The sequence below is a fragment of the Arthrobacter sp. PsM3 genome (genome assembly GCF_030433895.1).
Classification (GTDB): Bacteria; Actinomycetota; Actinomycetes; order Actinomycetales; family Micrococcaceae; genus Arthrobacter.
Genome location: NZ_JARUXE010000002.1, coordinates 61,506 through 77,838 on the forward strand (window position 1 = coordinate 61,506; position 16,333 = coordinate 77,838).

Annotated in this window: 15 protein-coding genes and 1 pseudogene; 5 read left to right on the top strand and 11 right to left on the bottom strand. The window is 68.9% G+C overall.

Annotation, left to right across the window (positions count from 1 at the left end; translation table 11 throughout):
- The first annotated feature begins 20 nt into the window (after positions 1 to 20).
- A complete protein-coding gene (xseA, locus tag QCD75_RS01205; RefSeq protein ID WP_301224889.1) occupies positions 21 to 1,307 on the top strand; it encodes an exodeoxyribonuclease VII large subunit in 1,287 nt (428 codons plus the stop codon).
- Between the two features lie 56 nt (positions 1,308 to 1,363).
- Positions 1,364 to 1,594, top strand: a complete 231-nt coding sequence (locus tag QCD75_RS01210; RefSeq protein ID WP_301224891.1) for an exodeoxyribonuclease VII small subunit — start codon at positions 1,364 to 1,366, stop codon at positions 1,592 to 1,594.
- Positions 1,595 to 1,608: 14 nt separating this feature from the next.
- On the opposite strand, the gene QCD75_RS01215 is transcribed toward QCD75_RS01210, so the two are convergent.
- The 9 genes and pseudogenes from QCD75_RS01215 to QCD75_RS01255 all read right to left on the bottom strand — a co-directional run bounded on the left by QCD75_RS01215 (position 1,609) and on the right by QCD75_RS01255 (position 10,838).
- Positions 1,609 to 2,463 (bottom strand): polyphosphate kinase 2 family protein, encoded by an 855-nt coding sequence (locus tag QCD75_RS01215; RefSeq protein ID WP_301224893.1) that lies wholly within the window; start codon positions 2,461 to 2,463, stop codon positions 1,609 to 1,611.
- A 77-nt stretch (positions 2,464 to 2,540) separates the two neighbouring features.
- Positions 2,541 to 3,761: a pyridoxal phosphate-dependent aminotransferase gene (locus QCD75_RS01220; RefSeq protein ID WP_301224895.1), complete on the bottom strand. Its 1,221-nt coding sequence runs from the start codon at positions 3,759 to 3,761 to the stop codon at positions 2,541 to 2,543.
- 167 nt (positions 3,762 to 3,928) lie between these two features.
- Entirely contained in the window at positions 3,929 to 4,891 is a 963-nt protein-coding gene (locus QCD75_RS01225) for an ABC transporter substrate-binding protein (RefSeq protein WP_301224897.1), read from the bottom strand.
- Positions 4,888 to 5,634 carry an ABC transporter permease gene (locus QCD75_RS01230; RefSeq protein WP_301224898.1) on the bottom strand — a complete coding sequence of 249 codons (747 nt, stop codon included), beginning with the start codon at positions 5,632 to 5,634 and terminating at the stop codon, positions 4,888 to 4,890. The genes QCD75_RS01225 and QCD75_RS01230 overlap by 4 nt, the downstream gene beginning before the upstream one ends.
- Positions 5,631 to 6,365: an ABC transporter permease gene (locus tag QCD75_RS01235; RefSeq protein ID WP_301224900.1), complete on the bottom strand. Its 735-nt coding sequence runs from the start codon at positions 6,363 to 6,365 to the stop codon at positions 5,631 to 5,633. Before QCD75_RS01235 ends, QCD75_RS01230 begins: the two co-directional genes overlap by 4 nt.
- Complete coding sequence (locus tag QCD75_RS01240; protein WP_301224902.1) at positions 6,365 to 7,459, bottom strand: ABC transporter ATP-binding protein; 1,095 nt, start codon at positions 7,457 to 7,459, stop codon at positions 6,365 to 6,367. The genes QCD75_RS01235 and QCD75_RS01240 overlap by 1 nt, the downstream gene beginning before the upstream one ends.
- Positions 7,460 to 7,839: 380 nt before the next feature.
- Positions 7,840 to 8,943, bottom strand: a pseudogene (gene rsgA / locus QCD75_RS01245) (ribosome small subunit-dependent GTPase A); the annotation flags it as partial.
- Positions 8,944 to 9,320: 377 nt separating this feature from the next.
- The gene (locus tag QCD75_RS01250) at positions 9,321 to 9,773 is read right to left on the bottom strand and encodes an NUDIX hydrolase (RefSeq protein WP_301224904.1); all 453 of its coding nucleotides are present in this window, start codon (positions 9,771 to 9,773) and stop codon (positions 9,321 to 9,323) included.
- Positions 9,774 to 9,899: 126 nt separating this feature from the next.
- Positions 9,900 to 10,838 (bottom strand): N-acetylglucosamine kinase, encoded by a 939-nt coding sequence (locus QCD75_RS01255; RefSeq protein ID WP_301224905.1) that lies wholly within the window; start codon positions 10,836 to 10,838, stop codon positions 9,900 to 9,902.
- Between the two features lie 36 nt (positions 10,839 to 10,874).
- Here QCD75_RS01255 and QCD75_RS01260 point away from each other — a divergent pair, with 36 nt between their 5' ends.
- Positions 10,875 to 11,933 (top strand): nitronate monooxygenase, encoded by a 1,059-nt coding sequence (locus QCD75_RS01260; RefSeq protein WP_301224907.1) that lies wholly within the window; start codon positions 10,875 to 10,877, stop codon positions 11,931 to 11,933.
- A 188-nt stretch (positions 11,934 to 12,121) separates the two neighbouring features.
- Here QCD75_RS01260 and QCD75_RS01265 read toward each other — a convergent pair whose 3' ends face one another.
- Positions 12,122 to 13,105 carry a LysR family transcriptional regulator gene (locus tag QCD75_RS01265; RefSeq protein ID WP_301224909.1) on the bottom strand — a complete coding sequence of 328 codons (984 nt, stop codon included), beginning with the start codon at positions 13,103 to 13,105 and terminating at the stop codon, positions 12,122 to 12,124.
- Positions 13,106 to 13,267: 162 nt separating this feature from the next.
- Between QCD75_RS01265 and QCD75_RS01270 the strand changes: the two genes are divergently transcribed.
- Complete coding sequence (locus QCD75_RS01270; RefSeq protein ID WP_301225101.1) at positions 13,268 to 14,524, top strand: MFS transporter; 1,257 nt, start codon at positions 13,268 to 13,270, stop codon at positions 14,522 to 14,524.
- On the opposite strand, the gene QCD75_RS01275 is transcribed toward QCD75_RS01270, so the two are convergent.
- A complete protein-coding gene (locus QCD75_RS01275; protein ID WP_301224911.1) occupies positions 14,514 to 15,677 on the bottom strand; it encodes a trans-sulfuration enzyme family protein in 1,164 nt (387 codons plus the stop codon). The two genes, QCD75_RS01270 and QCD75_RS01275, sit on opposite strands and share 11 nt — an antisense overlap.
- Positions 15,678 to 15,809: 132 nt before the next feature.
- Between QCD75_RS01275 and QCD75_RS01280 the strand changes: the two genes are divergently transcribed.
- Positions 15,810 to 16,316 (top strand): Lrp/AsnC family transcriptional regulator, encoded by a 507-nt coding sequence (locus QCD75_RS01280; RefSeq protein ID WP_301224913.1) that lies wholly within the window; start codon positions 15,810 to 15,812, stop codon positions 16,314 to 16,316.
- Positions 16,317 to 16,333: the final 17 nt, after the last annotated feature.

Genomic DNA, 16,333 nt, shown 5'->3' on the forward strand with positions numbered 1-16,333 from the left:
CTCCGTCCAGGGGTACCGGCATGTCTGAAGACGTCGCGGCAGCCACGACGGTTCCGGGCACGGCTGCGGAAACCAGCCCCGAAAACCCCTGGCCGCTGCAGCTGCTGTCCCAGAAACTCAAGATGCACATCGACCGTGCCCCGTCCGCGTGGGTCGAGGGACAGGTCATCGAACTGAACCGGCGCGGGACCAACGCCTACCTGACGCTGCGGGACATCGACGCTGAGATTTCCCTCCCCGCCTCCGTCTGGACCAAGGTGCTGGACCGGCAGGACGTCCCGCTGGAGCGCGGCTCCCGGGTCGTGGCCCTGCTCAAGGCGGAGTTTTGGCTCAAGACGGGCCGGCTGAGCATGTCCGTGAAGGACATCCGGCCGGTGGGGCTAGGGGATCTGCTCGCCAGGATCGAACGGCTGCGCCACGCCCTGGCCGCGGAAGGGCTGTTCTCCGACGCCCGCAAAAAACCCCTGCCCCTGCTCCCCCACCGGATCGGCCTGATCACCGGCCGCGACTCGGACGCCAAGAAGGACGTGCTGCGCAACGCCGCCCTGCGCTGGCCCGCCGTCGAATTCGAAGTCCGTGAGGTGGCCGTCCAGGGCAACACGGCCGTCGCGCAGATCATCGCCGCGCTGCGCGAACTCGACGCTCACCCCGAGGTGGACGTGATCGTCATCGCCCGCGGCGGGGGCGCCCTGGAGGATCTGCTGCCCTTCAGCAATGAAGAACTCATTCGGGCGGTGTCCGGGGCGTCCACCCCGGTGGTGAGTGCGATCGGCCACGAGGCGGACCGGCCGATCCTGGACGATGTCGCGGACCTGCGCGCCTCCACGCCCACCGACGCCGCCAAGCGGATCGTCCCTGACGTTGTGGAGGAGCTCGCCCGCGTGCGTCAGGCCCGGGACCAGCTCCGGCGCGGTGCCACCCGGCTGGTGGAACGTGAAACGGACCGGCTGGCCTCGCTGCGCTCCCGCCCGGTGCTGGCCTCCCCCGAGGTTATGGTCAACATCCGGCACGACGATATTGAACGGCTTAAAGGCCGCTCGCAGTCGGCCGTCACCACCGCCGTCGTCCGGGCCGCGGACCAGCTGGTGCACCTCAAGGCCCAGGTCCGCGCCCTCTCGCCGCAGAAGACCCTCGACCGGGGGTACGCCGTGGTGCAGCTCGCCGACGGCGGCCAGGAACCCGGCACCCGCCACGACGTGGTGCGGCACCCTGACCAGGCACCCTCGGGGACGCCGCTGACGGTCCGCGTCGCCGGGGGCCGGTTCACCGCGGAGTCGACCGGCGGCCAGGAACCCGCCGAAGACTGATGGACCAACCCACCCGATCGACCCGTCCTGCGGGACACAGCAAGGAGCAGCACGCCATGGCAGCAGAAACAAAGCCCAACGCCGACATCGAGTCTCTGAGCTACGAGGAGGCCCGCGAGCAGCTCGTCGGCGTCGTCAGCCGGCTCGAAGCCGGCGGGGCAAGCCTCGAGGAGTCCCTCGCGCTCTGGGAACGCGGCGAGGCGCTGGCCAAGCGCTGCGAACAGTGGCTGGAGGGCGCCCGCAAGCGGCTGGCCGCGGCCCGCGACCAGCCCTCACAGGACAGCTAGCCGCAGCCCGCCGGTCAGGAGCGCTCGACCAGTTCCCGTTCCAAGGCGACGTCCAGGTCCGGAACCGGCCACTGCAGCTTCAGCCCTTCCAGTGCGTCGAGCAGCAGCTGCTGGACGGCGATCCGGGCATACCACTTCTTGTTGGCGGGCACGACGTGCCACGGGGCAAGCTCGGTGCCGGTCTTCTCGAACGCCTTCTGGTAGGCGTCCATGTAGTCGCTCCAGAACGCGCGTTCCTTCAGGTCGTTGCTGCTGTATTTCCAGAGCTTTGCCGGCTCATCCAGCCGCGCGAGGAGCCGCTGCTTCTGTTCGTCCCGGCTGATGTGCAGCATGACCTTGACGATCTTGGTGCCGGCGGCCGTCTGCCTGGCCTCGAATTCGTTGATCGCGTTGTAGCGGCGTTCGAGTTCCTTCGGATTCGCCCAGCGGTGGACGCGGTGGATCAGGACGTCCTCGTAGTGGGACCGGTCAAAGACGCCCACCATTCCGGCAGCCGGAACTTCCTTCTCGATCCGCCACAGGAAGTCATAGGACTTCTCCTCCGGGGTGGGGGCCTTGAACGACTTCATCTGGACGCCGTGCGGGTTCATGGCGCCCATAACGTGGGTGACGATCCCGCCTTTGCCGGCCGTGTCCATGGCCTGCAGGATCAGCAGGATGCGTTTGGTGCCGCCGAAGCGGGATTCGGCGAAGAGCTGCTCCTGGAGCATGGCGAGGTTGTCATCCAGGTCGGTGAGCAGCACCTCGCCGTCGTTCTTGTCCCCCGTATAACCAGGGGTGGAGTCCGGGTCCGCGGCTTTCAGGCTGAAGCCCTTGCCCACCTTCAGGGTGTCAGAAGGGTGGTCCTTGAATCTCACGACGTCCGCCATCACAAGCCTCTTTCCGGTTCAGGCAGCCTCCGTTCGGACCGCCGGACAACCGCCCGCGCCGCGCTGCTGAGCCTAGGCTAGTTCCCCTTGTACCGGCTCAGGAAGTCCGCCATGCGGTTGATGGCCTCTTCAAGGTCCTTCACCAGCGGCAGGGTGACCATCCGGAAGTGGTCCGGGCGGACCCAGTTGAAGGCCCGGCCATGGGAGACAAGGATCTTCTGTTCGCGCAGCAGGTCCAGGACGAACTTCTCATCGTCGCGGATGCGGTACACCTCGGGATCGAGCTTCGGGAACAGGTACATGGCGCCGCGGGCCTGCTGCGTGCTGACCCCGGGAATGGCGTTGAGCATGTCATAGGCCTTGTTGCGCTGCTCGAGCAGGCGTCCGCCCGGCAGGATCAGGTCGTTGATGCTCTGGTACCCGCCCAGCGCCGTCTGGATCGCGTGCTGGGCCGGGACGTTCGCGCACAGGCGCATGTTCGCGAGCAGGTTGATGCCCTCAAGGTAGTCCGCGGCGTCCTTCTTCGGCCCGGAAATGGCCATCCACCCGGCGCGGTAGCCGCAGACGCGGTAGGCCTTGGACAGGCCGCTGAACGTCAGGCACAGGACGTCGTCGCCGGTGAGGCTGGCCATGTTCACGTGGACGGCGTCCTCGTAGAGGATCTTTTCGTAAATCTCGTCCGCGAACAGGACCAGGCCGTGCTTCTCGGCCAGCGCGACGATCTTCTTGAGGGTGTCCTCGGGATAGACGGCACCGGTGGGGTTGTTGGGGTTGATCACCACGATCCCCTTGGTGCGCGGGGTGATCTTGGCTTCCAGGTCCGCCAGGTCCGGCTGCCAGCCGGAGTCCTCGTCGCAGAGGTAGTGCACGGGGCGGCCGCTGGCCAGGGCGACGGAGGCGGTCCAGAGCGGGTAGTCCGGGGTGGGGATCAGGACCTCGTCACCGTCGTCGAGCAGCGCCATCAGGGACATCGTGATGAGTTCGCTGACGCCGTTGCCCAGATAGATGTCATCGACGTGGATGTTCTGGATACCGCGGGTCTGGTAGTACTGCGAGACGGCGGTGCGGGCGGAGAAGATGCCGCGGGAATCGCTGTAGCCCTGGGCATGCGGCAGGTGGCGGATCATGTCCACCAGGATCGCGTCCGGCGCTTCGAATCCGAACGGGGCCGGGTTTCCGATGTTCAGTTTGAGGATGCGGTGACCCTCTGCCTCCATCTGCTGGGCGGCCTGAAGGATCGGTCCACGGATGTCGTAAAGGACATTATGAAGCTTGGTGGACTGCTTGAATTCTGCCATTCATCAAATATGCCATATGGCGGATGTACTTCCGGCGAGATCTGTCTCACAGGGGTGTCCGGCCGTCACAGGCACAAAAACGGCGACGGCGGCTGCCGGCTCTCCCCGGTAAACCGGGGTGGGACCGGCAGCCGCCGTCGTTCGTCAAAGAGGTCCGGGAGCGCCTGTTACTTGACCAGTCCCTTGTCCTTGAGCCATGCGGCCGCAGCGTCCTTGGGATTCTGCTTCTGGCTGCCGCTGACTGAGCGGTTGAGGTTGATCAGGTCCTCGGTGGTGAGGACCTTGGACACGGCGTTCAGGGTTTCCTTCGCCTTGTCTGTCATCTTGGCCTTGCTGTAAAGCGGGAGGACCTGCTGGGCGATGAAGTTGTTCTTCGGGTCCTCCAGCACCACAAGGTCGTTGTCAGCGATGGACGGGGTGGTGGTGTAGATGTCGGCCACCTGGACCTGGTCAGAGAGCAGGGCCTTGAGCGTGACCGCCCCGCCGCCGTCGCTGAACGGCTCCAGCTTCTTGGGCACGCAGTTGTAGTTCTTCGCCAAGCCGGGGAGCCCGTAGGCGCGTTCCGCGAAGGTCGCCGGGGCGCCCACCACGATTTCGCTGCAGACCTTGGCGAGGTCCTCGATCGACTTCAACTGGTACTTCTCCGCGGTGGCTTTCGTGACTACCATCGCGTCCTTGTCCTCGGCCTTGGAGGGCTCCAGCACGGCCAGTCCCTCGGGCAGTTTGCCCGGCAGGGCCTTGTAGATGTCCTCGGCCGAGACCTCCGTGGCGTCCTTGCTGACGTGCAGCAGCAGGTTGCCGCTGTAGTCCGGGATGACGTCCACCGATCCGTCCTGGACGGCCTTGAAGTAGACCTCGCGGGAACCGATGTTCGGCTTGGTGCTCGCCGTGACGCCGGCTCCGTTCAGTGCCCCGGCGTAGATCTCCGCGATGATCTGGCTCTCGGGGAAATCGGCGGAACCGATGACGAGTGCCGAGCCCGAACCGGACGCGGCCCCGCCCGTGGCGGGGGCTGAGGACAGCGGATTGGAAGAGCCTGCGCAGGCTGACAGTGCCATGGCCAGGCCGACGCCGGCGGCCAGGCCGCCGAATGCGCGCCTGCCGAGTGCTCGTTGGCGGGTTTCCTTCATGACGTACCTCCTTGAACAACAGTCCCCGCAGTTACAGGGTCTGTGAGATCAACCGCAGCCTGATGGCTCCGGTTTGGCTGGGAAGAGGCCCCCTGGGACAGGAACAGCCTCTGGATGAGTGCGAGGACGAGGTCGACGGCGATGGCCAGTCCGGCGATGAGCAGGGACCCGCCCAGCATCTGGGGGAAGTCGGAGAGCACGAGCCCGTCAAACAGGTACCGTCCCAGGCCGCCGAGATTGATGTAGGCCACCACCGAGACCGTGGCGATGGCCTGCAGCACGCCGGTCCGGAACCCGCCGAATATCACGGGCAGCGCGTTCGGGAACTCGGCACGGAAGAGCACCTGAAGCTCCGTCATGCCCATGGCCCGCGCCGCGTCGACGACGTTCCGGTCCACGCTGGCGATGCCGGCGTAGGTGCCGGCGAGCAGCGGCGGGACGGTCAGGATCACGAGGGCCCAGATCGGCGGCATCAGCCCGATGCCGGCGAGCAGGACGAAGAGTGTGAGCAGGCCGAGGGTCGGCAGGGCACGGAGGGCCCCGGCGACGGCCACAGCGGCAACCCGCCCGCGGCCGGTATGCCCCACGTACAGGCCGATGGGGATGGCGATGGCGGTGGCAATCAGCATGACCAGGCCGGTGTAGAGCAGGTGCTCGGCGAGCCGTGCCGGGATTCCGGCGCTGCCGGCCCAGTTCTCCGGATCGCCGAGCCAGGCGAAAGTGTCCGTGACGACGTTGCTCATGAGGCACCGCCGGCAGTCTGCGCGTCGGAAAGCCGCAGCGCAGCGGCAGCGGGGCCCGTTTTGTCCTGGCCGGCGTCGGCGCCCGTGCCGCCGGTGGCAGCGGCGCGGGTCCAGGGGGTCAGCAGCCGCTCGAGTACGACGAGGACCGCGTCCATCAGCAGGGCCAGAATGAGGATGGCGATGATGCCCACCACCACTTCGGTGACGAAATCGCGCTGCAGGCCGGAGGTGAACAGCATCCCGAGGTTGCCGATGCCAAGGAGGGCCGCGACACTGACCAGCGAGATGTTGCTGACTGAGACGACGCGCAGTCCGGCGAAAAGCACCGGGAGGGACAGCGGCAGATCGATCTGCAGGAAGCGGGCAAACGGCTTGAACCCCATGGCGACGGCGGCCTGGCGGAGGTCCTCGTCCACCGAGTCAAAGGCGTCCAGGGTGGCCCGCACCAGGAGGGCGACGGCGTAGATCGTCAGCGCCACAACGACGTTGACGGGATCCAGGATCCGGGTGCCCAGGATGGTGGGCAGGATGATGAAGAGGGCCAGGGAAGGGATTGTGTAGAGCAGCGAGGAACCGGTCAGGACCACGGACCGGAGTCCGCGGTTCTGCCGGGCGAGCTGGGCCAGCGGGACCGCGATCAGCACCCCGAAGATCATCGGCAGGATGGCGAGGACGAGGTGCTGGCCGGCGAGGCCGAAGACCTGCGCGCTGTTGGCCAGGAACCACTCCATCAGAGCGCGCCCTGGCGGACGTGCCGGTCCGTCTTGATCACGGCGAGGACCTCTTCGGCGGTGATCACGCCGGCGACCCGGCCGTCGGCGTCCACGGCGACGCCGAGACCGGAGGGCGAGGACAGTGCCGCATCGAGGGCGCGGCGGAGCGTGTCGCCCTTCCGGAAGAGGGATCCGCCGGGAACCGTCGCCGGTCCCCTGCCGGGGCCCGACCAGCCGAGCGGGCGCAGGTCATCATCGACCACGAGCTGCCACTCGCCCGAGGCGCTGCCGTCCAGCGTGAGTTCCGCGGTGGTGATCGTCCGGGCGGGGTGCACGGTGACGCCGTCGGACGGGCTGAAGCCCAGGTGCCGGAAGCCGCGGTCCCGGCCCACGAAGGACGCCACAAAGTCACTGGCCGGGGCTCGCAGTATTTCCTCCGGGGTGGCGTACTGCGCCAGTTTGCCGCCGAGGCCGAACACCGCCACCTTGTCCCCGAGGACGGTGGCCTCGTCAATGTCGTGGGTGACGAAGACGATGGTCTTGGCGAGGTCGCGCTGGAGCCGGAGGAGTTCCTGCTGGAGTTCGTCGCGGACCACCGGGTCCACGGCGCTGAAGGGCTCATCCATGAGCAGCACGGGAGGATCTGCGGCGAGCGCCCGCGCCACCCCCACGCGCTGCTGCTGCCCGCCGGACAGCTGTGAGGGGTACCGTTTGCCCAGCGCTGAGGCCAGCCCGACGACGTCGAGCAGCTCCTGCGCGCGCTTCCGCGCGTCGGCCTTGGACACACCGTTGAGCCGCGGCACGGTGGCAATGTTGTCCAGCACGGAACGGTGCGGCATCAGCCCGGAGGACTGCATCACGTAGCCCATGGATCGGCGCAGCTTCGCTGCCGGCACGGAGGTGACCTCCTCACCGCCCACGGTGATGGTTCCGGAGGTCGGCTCGACCATTCGGTTGATCATCCGCAGCGAGGTGGTCTTGCCGCAGCCGGAGGGACCGACGAAAACCGTGATGGCGCCCTTGTCGATGGACATGGTCAGGTCATCCACAGCAGCCTGCCCGCTCTGGTACTGCTTGGTGACGCTCTGGAACTCGATCATGGCTTCAGCCATTTCCGGGCTTACCTAACTGTTGGCGGCAACATCGGACGGTCCAGCCAACTGATCATAGACACGCTGATTTTTGGCTGTAAAGAAGGTAGGACCCAGCCTAGCCAGCGCGACTAACAAAGTCAGGGATATCGTCAAGGGCACTGTGGCTGACGTAGTAGTTCGTAGGCGCGGCGGCTTTGGATGGGTGCCGGACCGGAAAAGATATCGCCGCGGCCCCTCCGGCCTCCCTGCCCCGCCGCCCCCACGCAACGCGGGGTCACTTCGCGCCCATCCGGGGGCCTCGGACGGGCGCGAAGTGACCCCGCGTTGCTTCTGGGGGCTTGGACCGGTCGGCGTGTCCGCCGCGCGCCCCCGGAGTGCCCGCCCCGGCCGTCGCAGGCACCCTTTGAACCCTTCCTTTCATCTCTCTCGTGGCGGTCCTTTTCTGCCGAGCGCTGGCTCTTGCCGGCAGCCGATATCGTCCGCTGCCACTGCCTTGCGTAGGCGCGGCTGGCGGCAGCATCGTGCCGCCGGGCCACGGCTGCGAGTTCGCGCTGGAGTTTCAGGTAGCTCGACCAGCGCCGGCCATCGAGGGATCCGTCCGCGAGCGCGGAGTGCACGGCACAGCCGGGCTCCCGGCCGTGGGCGCAGTCGGAGAACCGGCACTGTCCGAAGAGCTCCTCAAGGTCCCCGAACATCTCCGCCATTCCGCCCCCGGCGTCGAACAGCCCGAAGCCGCGCACCCCGGGTGTATCCATCAGAACGGCGCCGCCACGCAGCGGCACGAGTTCGCGGGAGGTGGTGGTGTGCTTGCCTTTGCCGTCACCAGTGCGGACTGCCCCGGTGGCCTGGACTTCGGCGCCGACGAGGGCGTTGATGAGGGTGGATTTGCCGGCGCCCGAGGGGCCCAGCAGCACGAGGGTTCCGCCGGGCGGCAGGTGGCCCAGCAGTTCGTCGAGGCCGTCGCCGTGTTCCGCGGAGGTGGTGACCACCGCGACGCCGGCAGCCTGGAGGATCACCGAGCCGACGACGTCGTCCGCCAGGTCGGCAAGGTCCGCCTTGGTGATGATGACGAGCGGGGTGGCTCCCGAATCCCAGGCCGCGACGAGGGTGCGTTCGAGCCGGTTGTGGGTGAGCGGCCGGTCCACGGGTACAACGATGCCGACAATGTCCATGTTGGCGCCGAGGACCTGAGACTCCGATGAGGCTTCAAAGGCGCGTTTGCGGCTCAGTTCCGAGTGCCGCGGCAGAATCCCCGTGATGGCGGGCTCTCCCGCGGTGCTGGATCCCAGCCAGACCCAGTCCCCTGTGGCGGGCAGCTCCCCGGTGGCGGGGTAGGGCAGATGGAGGGTCGTGTCGTGCGTGGCGACAAGAACCAGATTGCGGTCCACGCGGATGACCCGGCCCGCGCCGGTGCCGCCCGGCGCAGGGTGGGCCGCGAAGCGCTCGGCCACGGCGGCGGTGAAGCCGTAGTCCGCCGGACCCGCGGGAATGTTGGTGGTGATGGTGTGTGTGGCGCCGGAAGCGCCCGGACGTGCAAAAGAAGCAGTCACTGGAAACCCTTTGATGGGGCCCCGGAGCACGTTCCGCCGCTGCAGGTGGAAGCCGGCAGCTGAAAAGCTAGTGGGTGCGGGTGGCCGGGGCAGGAATTGGGACTTGGCTGATAATCGCGCGCTGTGCGCACAGGAATTCTGCAGTCATCGTCTCCACCTCCCCGTTCTCGTCTGCCCTGCCGGTTGCTGTACCCGCTGATACCGGGGTGCCGGTTCTGCCGGGACGTCCCCGCGGCTCCTTCAGAATAAACCGGACCCCACGGCCCTGGCTAGGAATTCCTCCTCAAAGTTTGCTGCCGGGAAAGGTTGCTGTCGGGAAAGGTTTGCTGTCAGGAGAGTTTGCCGTCCAGCGGGCGTTCGCGGTAAAGCCGGAGCGCCGCGTCGACGAGCGAGACTTTGTTCAGCCCTGTGACGTCCCCGAGCGGAATCCAGGCCGCGTGCGTGGTGCTGCCGTTCACCTCGTGCCGCAGCTCACCGCCGGTGATGGTCGCTTCGTAGATCAGCCGGAGAGACTGGAAATCGCGTTCGCCGCCGTCGATCCGGATCTCCGCGGGCCAGTGCCCGACGTCGATCCCGAGCATGGCGCCGACCTCCGCGTGGTAGCCGGTTTCCTCATGGATCTCCCGGCGGCAGCCGTCGACGGGGTGCTCGCCCAGGTCCAGGCCGCCGCCCGGCAGGGTCCAGCCTTCCTTGCCGCCCTGCTTCCAGTACGCCAGGAGGATGGCGCCGTCGCGGATGATGACCGCGTAGGCAGCGGGGCGGGTGTCGAAGTTCAGGCTCATCCCTCCAGCGTAGTGGCCGGACAGCGTGGTGACCCGGCCGGGCCGGGCCAGTCCTGGCCAGCCCTGTTCAGCCGGGTCAGCCCTGTTTGAACAGGGCCGGGCCAGCCGGGTGGCTCGGCAGCCGGGTCAGCCCTGCTCAGCCACGAGCTGGAGCACACCAAACACTGGGTCCTGCTCCAGGACGCGGACGTCGGTGACCCCTGCGGCGGCCAGTGCGGACCGGAAGGATCCCTGCAGGCGGGGGACGTTCATGCCCAGCCCGCCGCCCAGGATCACCGGGCCGTCGATGCCGAGCTGGCGGACAGTCTGCAGCGCCAGGGCTGCCAGGTCCCGTCCGGCCTGGTCCACGAGTTCCTGGCTGGCGGCGTGACCGGCTGCGGCAGCCTCGACCACGAGCCGGGCCCGCTCGGCCCAGTACCGGCGTCCGGTGTCCGTCGAATGGAAGAGCGCGATCAGTTTGTTGGGGTCGTCGACACCGCACGAGGCCAGCAGGGCCGTGGTCAGTTCGTCCGGTGCCAGGCCCTGGTTCATCCGGCGGAGGCTGTGGCGGACGGCCTCGCGGCCCAGCCAGTACCCGCTGCCCTCGTCGCCCAGCAGGTAACCCCAGCCGCCCGCGCGCGCTTCGCCGCCGCTGCTGTTCCTGCCCCAGGCGGCCGAGCCCGTGCCGCCGATAACGGCTACGCCGGTGCTCGCTCCGCCGGCCGCCAGCAGCAGCCTCGAGTCGTGGACCACGGTGATCCGGGCGCCCGGCACATGCGGGGCGATCAGTGCGGCGAGCGCCGCGGCGTCGGCGACGGTATCGATGCCGCCGGCTCCCGCGTAGACCTGGGCCACGGTTCCCCCGCCGATCAGGGCAAAGAGTTCCGCGAGATGGCGGGCCGCTTCCTCGCGGCTGACGTTCTGCACGTTCGAGCTGCCGACCGAGTGGTCGGCCGCGGCCCGGCCGTCCTCGAAGCGGACTCCGCGGGTCTTGGTCCCGCCGATGTCGAGGCCGATCACAGTCCCTGCCGCGGTGCTGGAAGGAAGGTCGGAGGCCGCCGCCGGCGGGATGTCAGAATGGGTCACCAGACCAGCCTACTGAATCGTCTCCAGGAGTGACTCATGCCGCATACCCTCTTCGGCGCCCGCATCATCGCGGCCCCCATGGCCGGCGGGACGTCGACGCCCGGCTTCGTGACGGCCGTGCATGACGCCGGCGGCCTGGGCTTTCTCGCCGCAGGATACAAAAGCGTCGAGGCCATGCAGGCCGAGATCGGCGGCGCCCGGACCCTGGGGGCGCGGTTCGGTGTGAATGTGTTTGTCCCCGATCCCGCCCAGCTGCCGCCGTCGGAGGCCGTGCAGGCGCAGCTCGAGGAGTACCGCGGCCAGCTGCGGGCGGACGCCCGGCGGTACGGCGTGGAGATCCCGCCGCTGCGGCTCGACGACGACGACCAGTGGCTGGGCAAGGTCGAGGCGCTCCTGGCTGATCCGGTGGAACTGGTCAGTTTCGCTTTCGGGCTGCCGGGCGCCGATGTTGTGCGTGCGCTCCAGCGGGCTGGCTCAGCGGTGCTGGCCACCGTCACCACGGTTGCCGAGGCGCTCGAGGGCGCCGGGCAGGGCGTGGACGCGCTGGTGGTGCAGCATGCGAGCGCCGGCGGCCACAGCGCGGCCTTCCAGCCACGCCCCGTAGGCCAGGGGGCCTCCCTGGATGCCGGGCACGAAGACAGCCTGCAGGGCACGACGGCGGAGCTGCTCGCCCAGGTGCGGTCCGCCGTCGGGCTCCCGCTTGTTGCTGCCGGCGGGGTGATGGACCGGGCGGGACTGGACGACGTGCTGGCCGCGGGGGCACAGGCAGCCCAGCTGGGCACCGCGTTCCTCCGCACGGACGAGAGCGGCGCCCGGCAGCTGCATAAGGACGCCCTCGCCAGCCCGCACTTCACGCAGACCCTGCTGACGAGGGCCTTCACCGGACGGCCGGCCCGGGCGCTGGTCAACGAATTTGTCCGGGACCACCCCGACGCACCGGAGGCCTATCCTGCCGTGCACCACCTCACAGCCCCCCTGCGCGCGGCAGCAGCCGCCGCCGGGGATGCGGAACGGCTGAACCTCTGGGCCGGGACGGGCTGGCAGCAGGCGCGGACCGGTTCCGTGGCGGAGGTGATGGCGGGGCTGCTGGGCTGACGTCCTGCCGGCCTGCTGGACGGACGGCGCGCCCCACCGCGGTCTCCTGCCCACGACCTTCACCTGCTCGTCCCGGACACCCACCCGGTCCTCCGCCGACCCGCCCCTCGAAATCGCCGGAACAGCCCGAAATCGCGGGACTTCCGGCGAATTCGTTCTGCTGCGGCGAATTCGCGCCGGGGGCTGGCTCAGGTGCCGGAACGGCCGCGGACGAAGCCTGCCAGAAGTGCCGGGCCCTCGCTGAGCACCAGTTCCCGGAACAGCCGCACCGGGTCCGGCTCGGCGTCCGGCCCCCCACGCCGTTCCCGCCACGCCAGGCCGATCTCCCGGAAGGCAAGGCCTGAATCCAGGGCGAGCTCCACCCAGCCGAGGTCCCCGGACTGCGCTGGGGTGTGGTGGCCCGGGGCCAGCTCCCCGGGCAGGAGGATGCTCACCCCGAGACCCGCCGAGACGAGTCCCCTGGCCGTGTGCGAGTCCTGGCTTTCGAAAGCGATGCGGGGCCGGAAGCCCGCCTCCCGGAACAGTGCATCCGTCAGCGAGCGCAGGCCGTAGCCTGCACCCATCGCCACGAATGGATCATGCCGGATCTCCGCCAGGCGGGCGCGGCGGCGCTTGGCGAGCGGGTGCCGGTGGTGGACGACGAGCCGCAGCGGTTCCCGGTACAGGGCGGCCGAGGAGATCAGCCGGCTCGGCGCCGCGATCGGGGCGGTCAAGGCCAGGTCCGCGTCGCTGGCGGCAAGTTCCGCCAGGCAGGCGTCCCGCGCGCCCTGGCGGAGGTCAAAGGCCGGCTGGGGATGCCGGCTGCGGAAGGCGCTGATCAGCAGCGGCAGCATCGCCTCGCCGAAGGTGTGCTGGAAGGACACGGCGATCCGGCCGCGCACCACTTCCGATTCGTGCCGGACCAGGTCCAGCCCGGTCTGGAACTCGCCCAGCGCGGCCTCGATGTGGGGCAGGAGCGCCTTGGCCGCGGGAGTCAGCCGCACGCCGCGGCCGTCGCGGATCAGCAGTTCCGTCCCGATGATGCGGCTGGCCCGTGCGATTCCCCGGCTGACCGTCGACTGCGGCAGCCCCAGCACTTCGGCGGTCTCCGTGATGTGCTGCGTGCGCCCGAGCTCGGCCAGCAGGGGCAGCAGCGGGAGCAGTTGCACCAAATGCCTGTGCTCTACGTCCATGACCAGCCCTTCAAATCGTTCCGTATTTGCCATTGATTCTATGTGAATCATGCATTGGAAGCATGCCTTGGCTGGGCCTACTCTGGGGAGATGCCACGACTGCCGCTGCTCCGCCGCCCCGCTCCCGCCGGCCAGGTCCGGCCGGACCCGGTAGAGGGCACCATGACCGGAAGCGCCACCGGCGCGGCCCCGGGCCCGGACGCCGCAGCCGGACCTGCCGTGTGGCCGGGGCATCCGAAGGGATCCCCGGCCTACCGGAAGATCCTCGCGGGGCTGGCTTTCGCCGGCGTCGCCACCTTTGCCCAGCTGTACTCCACCCAGGCGGTGCTGCCGATGATGGCAGCGGAGCTGCAGGTGACGGCGGCCGAGGCGGCACTCACCATCTCGCTGGCCACCGTGGGACTGGCCGTGACGGTGCTTCCCTGGTCCTTCCTGGCCGACCGGATCGGCCGGGTCCGGGCCATGATGTGGGGCATTTCCGCCGCCACAGCCTTGGGCCTGCTGGTCCCGCTCGCCTCCAGCTTCCCGATGCTCCTGGGCCTGCGGATGCTCGAAGGCGCGGCCCTGGGCGGCATCCCCGCCATCGCCATCGCCTACCTCAATGAGGAGGTCAACAAGGCCCATGCCGCGATGGCGGCCGGAACCTACGTCGCCGGCACCACCCTGGGTGGCCTCGCCGGCCGGCTGCTCGCCGGCTTTGTCGGCGAACTGTGGGGATGGCGGGCCGCGGCCCTGGCCGTCTCGGTCCTGGCGGCCGTGGCAGCGGCCCTGTTCGTCGCCCTGGTGCCGCAGGCCCGGGGATTCACGGCCGCGGCTGCCAGCGGCTTCCGCGGGGCGCTCCGGACGCTGGCGGGCCACGGGCGGAATCCGCGGCTCCTGGCGCTCTACGTCCAGGCGTTCCTGCTGATGGGCGGCTTCGTGGCCGTCTACAACTACCTGGGCTTCCGGCTCTCCGGTGAACCGTTCAGCCTGCCGGCCACCGTCATCAGCCTGATCTTCCTGGCCTACCTCTCCGGCACGGTGTCCTCGCGCTGGGCCGGCGGACTGACGGAGCGGTTCGGGCGGCGCACGGTGCTGGTCGCAGGGACGGTGCTGATGGTGGCGGGCCTGGCGCTGACGCTGACGCAACTGCTGGCGCTCATCATGGCGGGCCTGCTGCTGTTCACCGCGGGCTTTTTCGCGGCGCACAGCGTCGGCGCCGGCTGGACCGGAGTGATTGCCACGACCGGCCGGGCCCAGGCGGCCTCGCTCTACAACCTCGCGTATTACCTCGGCTCCAGCGTCATCGGCTGGGCCGGGGGCCTGGTCTTCCAGTCACTGGGCTGGACGGCCCTGGCACTGACCGTGATGGGGCTTGCCTGCACGACGGCGGTGATCACCGCCGTCGTGCATCCCGCACGGCCGGCCGCTAGCGGGTAGCTTCGATGGCCTGCACGAGGTCGGCCACGACGTCGGACGGGTCCTCCAGTCCCACCGAAACCCGCAGCAGGCTGGCATGCGGCTTGGCGTCGGCGGCCACCGGCCGGTGGGTCAGCCCGGCCGGGTGCTGGATCAGGGTGTCGATGCCGCCGAGCGAAACCGCATGCGTGATCATGTTGACGGCGGAGGGAATCCGTTCGGCGTGCTCGGCGGTGGCCACCTCAAAGGCGATCAGCGAACCGGGACCGGCCATTTGCGTCCCGATCAGCCCCTGCGGATCGCACTCCGGCAGCCCCGGATAAAAGACACGGCGAACCAGCCCGTGCCCGGCGAGGGCGGCCGCGACCTTCTGCGCGCTGGCCTGCTGGGCGCGCACCCGGACCGGCAGCGTGGCCAGGCCGCGGTGCAGCAGGTACGCGGGCCAGGGCGTGAGGATGCCCCCGGTGACAGCGCGGATCTGGCGCAGCCTCGTGGTCCACTCGGGTGCCGCGGCCACGACGCCGCCCATGGCATCGCCGTGTCCGCCGAGAAACTTGGTGGCGCTGTGCAGCACCATCGCGGCACCGTGCCGAAAGGGGCGCTGGAGGATCGGGCTGGCGAAGGTGTTGTCGACCAGAAGCGGGACACCGTCGGCTGCCGCAGCCACGCGGGCGATATCGACGAGCTCCAGGCTCGGATTGGCCGGCGTCTCGAGGATCACCAGGCCGGTGTCGGGCCGGAGCGCGGCGTGCACACCCTCCGGGGTGGTGAACGTGACGTCGTTGCCGAGCACCCCCGAGGCAAGCAGGTGGTCACTTCCGCCGTACAACGGCCGCACCGCCACCACGTGCTTCTTTCCGGTGGCGACGACGGCGAGCAGCACGGCGCTGAGCGCCGCCATGCCGGTGGCGAACGCGACAGCCTCCGGGGTGTCCTCGAGGACGGCAACGCCCTCCTCGAACCGCGCCACGGTGGGATTCCAGAGCCGCTGGTAGACGGTGCTCTGGCCCTCCACGTGGGTACCGCCTGTTGCCATGTGCTCGTAGGCCAGGCCGCCGTCGTGCACGGAGGGAAGCGGTGCGGTGGTGGAGAGATCGATCGGTACTGCGTGCACACCCAGTTCAGTGAGGCCATTCCGGCCGGCGTGGACAGCCAGCGAGTCTTGAGAAAGCACCTTGCTCCTTATGAATATTCACCGTTGAATTCCGCAAGTATCTGGCAATAATTCGGGGTTTTGTAGGGCCTGCGAATGGAAATGCCGGAATGCGCCGTTTATGATGAACTGACAACACTTCAAGGAGGACCCGTGAGCAGCAGTGCGAAGAATCTTCGGCCGGGAGCCGGTTCCGGCGAGCCGCTGGACGCCATCGACGAGCGCCTGCTCGCCGCACTCGTCGCCGATGCCCGGATCTCCAACAAGCAGCTGGCCGAGCTGGTCGGCATCGCGCCGTCCACGGCCCTGATGCGCACCCGGGCGCTTTCGGAACGCGGGATCATCCAGGGCTTCGAGGCGAAGCTGAGCCTGTCCGCGATCGGCCGCTCCGTGCAGGCCCTCATCGCCGTCAGACTCCGCGCCCACGACCGCGAGCAGATCGACCGCTTCACGGCGCGCGTCCCCAAGCTCCCCGCGGTGCTTTCGACGTTCCATACCTCGGGCTCAGTGGACTACCTGCTGCACATCGCCGTCGCCACCACCGAGGACCTTCGCGACTGGGTGCTGGACAACTTGGCGACCGATCCGGTCGTGGGCCATACCGAGACAACGCTCGTTTTCGACCACATCCAGGGCAACCAGGGCCCGCTGCCCGACTAGGCACTGGGTCACCGCAG

Bases quoted from the DNA above. Each gene is read 5' to 3' on its own strand.
- QCD75_RS01225 (WP_301224897.1), bottom strand. From the start codon at position 4,891: ATGAAGGAAACCCGCCAACGAGCACTCGGCAGGCGCGCATTCGGCGGC.
- QCD75_RS01230 (WP_301224898.1), bottom strand. From the start codon at position 5,634: ATGAGCAACGTCGTCACGGACACTTTCGCCTGGCTCGGCGATCCGGAG.
- QCD75_RS01235 (WP_301224900.1), bottom strand. From the start codon at position 6,365: ATGGAGTGGTTCCTGGCCAACAGCGCGCAGGTCTTCGGCCTCGCCGGC.
- QCD75_RS01220 (WP_301224895.1), bottom strand. From the start codon at position 3,761: ATGGCAGAATTCAAGCAGTCCACCAAGCTTCATAATGTCCTTTACGAC.
- QCD75_RS01250 (WP_301224904.1), bottom strand. From the start codon at position 9,773: ATGAGCCTGAACTTCGACACCCGCCCCGCTGCCTACGCGGTCATCATC.
- QCD75_RS01210 (WP_301224891.1), top strand. From the start codon at position 1,364: ATGGCAGCAGAAACAAAGCCCAACGCCGACATCGAGTCTCTGAGCTAC.
- QCD75_RS01270 (WP_301225101.1), top strand. From the start codon at position 13,268: ATGACCGGAAGCGCCACCGGCGCGGCCCCGGGCCCGGACGCCGCAGCC.
- QCD75_RS01215 (WP_301224893.1), bottom strand. From the start codon at position 2,463: ATGGCGGACGTCGTGAGATTCAAGGACCACCCTTCTGACACCCTGAAG.
- xseA (WP_301224889.1), top strand. From the start codon at position 21: ATGTCTGAAGACGTCGCGGCAGCCACGACGGTTCCGGGCACGGCTGCG.
- QCD75_RS01260 (WP_301224907.1), top strand. From the start codon at position 10,875: ATGCCGCATACCCTCTTCGGCGCCCGCATCATCGCGGCCCCCATGGCC.
- QCD75_RS01240 (WP_301224902.1), bottom strand. From the start codon at position 7,459: ATGGCTGAAGCCATGATCGAGTTCCAGAGCGTCACCAAGCAGTACCAG.
- QCD75_RS01265 (WP_301224909.1), bottom strand. From the start codon at position 13,105: ATGGACGTAGAGCACAGGCATTTGGTGCAACTGCTCCCGCTGCTGCCC.